6 protein-coding genes are annotated in these 5,835 nt (G+C 39.9%); 5 read left to right on the top strand and 1 reads right to left on the bottom strand.

All coding sequences use genetic code 11. From position 1 onward, the window contains the following. Positions 1-21 precede the first annotated feature (21 nt). Positions 22-957 carry a LysR family transcriptional regulator gene (locus tag ACWXWT_RS19625; RefSeq protein ID WP_456043256.1) on the bottom strand — a complete coding sequence of 312 codons (936 nt, stop codon included), beginning with the start codon at positions 955-957 and terminating at the stop codon, positions 22-24. A 124-nt stretch (positions 958-1,081) separates the two neighbouring features. Between ACWXWT_RS19625 and ACWXWT_RS19620 the strand changes: the two genes are divergently transcribed. From ACWXWT_RS19620 to ACWXWT_RS19600, 5 genes are all read left to right on the top strand, one after another. Then, positions 1,082-2,107, top strand: a complete 1,026-nt coding sequence (locus ACWXWT_RS19620; protein WP_456043255.1) for a zinc-binding alcohol dehydrogenase family protein — start codon at positions 1,082-1,084, stop codon at positions 2,105-2,107. A 116-nt stretch (positions 2,108-2,223) separates the two neighbouring features. Continuing rightward, the gene (locus ACWXWT_RS19615; RefSeq protein WP_456043254.1) at positions 2,224-2,514 is read left to right on the top strand and encodes a putative quinol monooxygenase; all 291 of its coding nucleotides are present in this window, start codon (positions 2,224-2,226) and stop codon (positions 2,512-2,514) included. A gap of 141 nt (positions 2,515-2,655) precedes the next feature. Further along, positions 2,656-4,131, top strand: coding sequence for an ATP-binding cassette domain-containing protein (locus ACWXWT_RS19610; RefSeq protein WP_456043253.1), 1,476 nt, complete (start codon positions 2,656-2,658; stop codon positions 4,129-4,131). 204 nt (positions 4,132-4,335) lie between these two features. Continuing rightward, complete coding sequence (locus ACWXWT_RS19605) at positions 4,336-4,881, top strand: thioredoxin family protein (protein WP_456043252.1); 546 nt, start codon at positions 4,336-4,338, stop codon at positions 4,879-4,881. A gap of 247 nt (positions 4,882-5,128) precedes the next feature. Then, complete coding sequence (locus ACWXWT_RS19600; RefSeq protein WP_456043251.1) at positions 5,129-5,785, top strand: NAD(P)H-dependent oxidoreductase; 657 nt, start codon at positions 5,129-5,131, stop codon at positions 5,783-5,785. Positions 5,786-5,835: the final 50 nt, after the last annotated feature.

Genomic DNA, 5,835 nt, shown 5'->3' with positions numbered 1-5,835 from the left:
AATTTAATAGGATTGGTATTATTAATCCAACACGCTTTTATCTAAGATCCCTTTATCAATTAGCTGCAACAGTATACTACGGGTTTTATCTTTTAACGTGTCCCGCAGTAGTCGAGCTGCGGGGGTAATGGATTGCCTGCTAGGAAATATAAGCCAGAGTTCTGTCGATTTTGCTTGGTATTCTGGCAAAATGTGCACCACATTTTCGTTAAGTAAGTCACTTGATATATCAAGGCAAGACTTAAGCCCAATCCCTTTACCAGACACACACCAGCGATGAACAAGTTCGCCGTCGTTTGATACTCGGTTTCCTTTCATTTTGATTTTAAATTGTTCATCACCTCGGTAGAACTCCCACACATCGTAAGTAATGTCATTGAGTTGATATAATAAGCCGTTGTGGGATGCGAGGTCTTGCGGGTGTGTTGGTGTGCTGTTTTGTTCAAGGTATGTCTTAGAAGCACACAATAGTCTTGGAACATTACAGATTTTAAATCCATATAAATTAGCATCATTGGGCGAGCCATAGCGTAGGGCTAAATCAACCGAGTCGCGATAAAAATCCAAGTTACTGTCATTAATATTGGCTCGTAAACTGACTTCAGGATATGTCGTCATAAAGTCATCAATCCACGGGATGACAATATTACGCCCAAGGTCAGATGACATGGCAAGGCGTAAGTCACCATCGATAATGTCTAGTTCACCTTTCATGTTCTGCTTTGCTTGCTCTAGCATTAACATCGCTTGCTCACATTGTGGGATGTATTTCTCACCCGCGCTGGATAAGCGAAGTTGCCGCGTGGTACGAATAAATAACTCAACGCCTAAACTTGCTTCAACCCTTTTTAATGCCGCACTGGCCGTTGCTGTTCGCATGTCTAAATTGGTTGCAGCAGCAGTAATACTGCGAAACTCTGCTACTTTTAGAACCACTTGCAAGTCTTCTAGAAGCATGATTGTCCATTTTTAATTGATAATGTTTCAATCATTATGCTGTTTATGGGAGATAAAACAAGCGCTAATATTATTCCATCAAGTTTGAACATCATTTACCGTTTTACAGAACAGGAATAACACCATGAAAGCCATTGGATATACACAATCTCTCGACATATCTCACCCAGAATCATTAATCGATGTGACGCTCGAACAGCCTATCGCAACAGGTCGTGATTTATTAATTAAAGTAAACGCCATTGCGGTAAATCCAGCTGATTACAAAGTGCGCTTGCATATGCCGCCTGCGGATGGTGAAGTAAAAGTGATTGGTTGGGATGCCGTAGGTGAAGTGATAGCTACTGGCGACAAAGTAAGCCAATTTAAGCCTGGTGATGTGGTTTATTATGCTGGTGATATTACTCGCCAAGGCAGCAATGCTGAATATCAATTGGTTGATGAGCGCATAGTGGGTGTTAAGCCAAAAAGTTTATCGAATGCAGAAGCGGCGGCATTACCATTAACAGCCATCACTGCATGGGAGCTTTTATTTGAACATTTATCAATTAAGCAACAAAGTCCAGGTACAACAGAAAAGTCGAATGAAGTGATTTTAGTTGTTGGCGCAGCGGGCGGTGTGGGTTCTATTTTTGTGCAACTGGCGAAAACCATTACTGGGGCGACGGTGATAGCCACTGCGTCACGGGAAAGTTCAAGCGCTTGGGTGAAAAAGCTGGGTGCTGATTATGTTGTTGACCACACTAAACCGCTGGCTGCACAAATTGAAGCGTTAAACATTGGCCCTGTGACTCATGTAGCCAGTTTAAATAGCACTGAAAGTTATTTTGAAAGTTACACAGAATTGTTAGCCCCCTTTGGTAAGATTGCCATGATTGATGATCCTGAAGCACTCAACATTACCAAATTAAAACCCAAAAGTTTGTCATTACATTGGGAGTTTATGTTTGCTCGATCAATGTTTAATGCAGTCGACATGGATGAACAGAGTCGATTATTAAATCGTGTGGCAGATCTTGTTGACCAAGGCTATATTCAAACTACCTTAGGCCAACATATGGGCACGATAAATGCTGTGAATTTACGTGCTGCACATGAAGCATTAGAAACGGGGCGTTCTATTGGTAAAATTGTATTAGAAGGCTTTTAATGGTTGCGGTATTGGTTTAAGTAAAATTTTTAACCTAATCAATTGATATTGTTTAGTTATGTTTACTGCGTATAAAATAGATACGTTTGAATTTATCAAGGTTAATAGGAATAAATATGTCACAATTGACAATCATTGCGAACATTACAGCCAAAGCGGATAAAATCGATTTGGTTAAAGCTGAATTAATGAAATTGATTGACGTTACTCGCGCTGAAAAAGGGTGTATTAACTACGATTTGCATCAAGATAATGTTAATCCTGCTCACTTCACGCTTTATGAAAACTGGCAAAGCCGTGAGTTATGGCGGATCCATATGGATAATCAGCATTTAGCCGATTATGTCGCTGCGACAGACGGCACCGTTGTCGAGTTTACGTTACATGAAATGACCGTAATTGGTTAAGCTTATTCAATTTTACCAATTGAGTTGAGTTGCGTATTCAGGCAGAACCTAAAAGTTCTGCCTTTTTTGTCGATTTTTTTTAATGTCTTGTGAGACACTCATGTAATAGATGGCCGTTAACAGACGAGGGTAAGCGCCATAATGGAAATCAGATTTACACAACTGCAGTGCAGTTCGTCTAGCGTTACGATGGACATTGAAGATTGGGTTATTGGTTCAAAGCAATCTTGGGGAGTATTTAGTACCGAAGGGGATTTAGGGGCGATACTGGGGCAGCTATTAACTCAACAACCACACGATAAATGTTTGGTGTATTCAGGGCAACTTGCGGGTGTTGATAGCAAGCAAATTGCATTGGTTTCTTTGCATGAACAACAAACATTATTGGAAGATATTCTTGACCAAGATGATAGTGAGCATTTAGGCAAAATTGACCCTAAAACCACCGTTTACGGTGTGGTGTTTGCCCAATGCCATGATGAATCCTTGACCAGTCAATTATTGGCACAGCTGGATCTTGCCCGTTTGAGCGACAGTTGTTTTATGCAGTTATCTACAGGTGAAAGTCGTCGAGTGATGCTTGCTCGTGCAGTAGCAAAGCAAGTACCATTTTTAGTGCTCGACGAACCCTATGCTGGTCTTGATATCGGCCACCGACAAACATTAACTCATTATTTACAGCAATTATCGCAAACAGTGCAAATGCTGGTTATTGTGTCACGTGAAGAAGATATGCCAGAGTGGATTCAGCATGTTGCCATGTTTAGTCAGGGCAAGTTAGACTCCGTGATGACTAAATTACAATGGGATAACCATCCAGTTATTAGCCAATTAACTGCGCAATCAGGGCAACAAAGTGAAGACATGTCGGCGCTGATCCGTCGTCATCGTCATCAACCCACTTTTGCTAATCCAGTTTTTCAGTTAAACAATGGCCGAGTGGCCTATAGCGATAAAGTGATTTTTTCAGGGGTGAATTGGCGTATCGATAATGGCGTGCATTGGCAAGTTAAAGGCCCCAATGGCTGTGGTAAGAGTACCTTACTAGGGCTTATTTTTGGTGATCATCCACAATGCTACAGTAACGATATTGATATTTTTGGTAAAAAAAGAGGCTCTGGCGAAAGTATTTGGGAGATTAAAAAGCATATAGGTATGGTGTCATCAGCTTTGCATTTACAGTATCGAGTTAATTGCAGTGCTGTAGATGTTATTGTATCGGGCTTTTATGACTCTATAGGCTTGTATCAACAAGCGTCTCAGCAACAAGTGGCTATTGCAACAGAATGGCTAGCCATTTTACACATGAGTCATTTAAGGAAAACGGCGTTTAGACAATTAGAGTATGGTCAACAGCGGTTGTTGTTGATTGCAAGGGCAATAGTTAAACAGCCTACTTTGTTGATCTTAGATGAACCTTATCAAGGCTTAGACTATTTAGGCCGACGATTAATTAAAAATGCCCTCGAACTCATTGCCAAAGAGCACTTAAGCCAGTTGTTATATGTGTCACATTATCAAGAAGATAGTTTAGACAGTATTCAGCATTTTATTGAGTTTGTCGCAGATGAACATCACGGTGGTTATCGTGCATTGGTATCACACTGCACACCATAACCGACTTTTGTATGCAAACAGCAGACTGTTGTTGGCTGTTTTAGTTTGTGGATTCGATTATTAAAAATAAATTGATAAAGTTTCAATTATTACACTGTATATGGCGACTAACGTTGCGGGTATGATGAAGCCATTAAATCGCAGCAGGATTTTAAATCAATATTGTAATTTGATAGCCGCGTATGTTCTAACAAGAGGTTAATTATGTTACTCGATACACCAATTTGTGATTTTGGTTGGAAAGCGCCTGATTTCACGCTTAACAGTGCTAGTGGTGACACATTTACGATGAGTGAACACTTAGGCGACAAAGGACTGTTGATTATGTTTATTTGTAATCATTGCCCTTATGTTAAAGCCATTGCAACCCGTTTAGCCGAAGACACAAAACAATTGATGGCAGAAGGCATTAATGTATTGGCGGTGATGTCTAATGATTACCAAAATGTCGAAGAAGACTCGCCGCAAAATATGTTGCGTTTTGCGGAGCAAAATGGATTTGAATTTCCGTATTTAGTTGATGAAGACCAACACGTTGGCAAGCAATACGGCGCTGTGTGCACCCCTGACTTTTTTGGTTTTAATCACCTTGGAGAGTTGCAGTATCGTGGTCGGTTAGATGATACACGTTTGCAAAATGACCCTAATAGAGTACCCGAGTTATTACATGCTATGCAGATGATTGCCGCAATAGGTAAAGGCCCTAAACAACAAACGGCCAGTATGGGTTGCTCTATAAAATGGCGGTAATTTTTAGTTATAAAACCTTGAAAAACCCTTTTTTATCACCATAACAGAGTGACGATCCATTGGTTTTGCCGCGTTGTTAATTGATTGTATTTATTGTTAATTTTATATTTTTAGTTTTATTGCTTTTCCTCGTTTGTTGTTCATGACTCATTGTCATGATTAACAGGGCAAGCTAATTGATAATAGTATTTGATATCGTTAATTGCCTCTCTTTTTAATGATTGTTAAAACACAGATGGAATATCACATGACCCATGCCATTATTACTGATTTAGAAAAACGTTATACAGCCAAACGCTATGATGCTAGTAAGCGCGTAGCTAAAGAAGATTTAGCGGTAATTTATGAAGCAATGAGATTATCACCTTCATCAATTAACTCTCAACCATGGAAATTTATCGTGATTGAAAGTGATGAAGCTAAGCAACGTATGCATGACACGTTTGCTAATAAATTTCAGTTTAATCAACCGCATATAAAAGCGGCATCTCACATCGTGTTGTTTGCTTATAACCCTAAATATACTCGCGACGATTATGCCAAAGTGGTAGACCAAGGTATTGCAGATGGTCGTACCAAGCCAGAAGACCGTGAAGCTGCATTTGGTGGTTTTGCATTTGTAGACTTAAACACAGATGAAGCGGGTAGTAATGGCGCTTGGACTAAGTCTCAAACCTATTTAGCATTAGGTAATACTATGCATTCTTTGGCACGTCTAGGCATTGATTCTACTCCGATGGAAGGTGTTGACAGTGAAATGATTGGTCAAATCTTTGCTAAAGAACTTGACGGTTATGTGTGTGATGTCGCATTAGCATTTGGTTATCACCATCCTGATGAAGACTACAACGCTAATTTACCTAAATCTCGTTTAGCGGCTGAGCAAGTCTTACAAGTGCTGTAATTGTTGAGATCCTTAAACCCAAAGGGGCATAATACCAATCCTATTAAATA

The organism is Shewanella sp. A22 (assembly GCF_053850585.1).
Note: the sequence above shows the minus strand (reverse complement) of the source record. Positions and strands in the feature narration are given on the sequence as shown.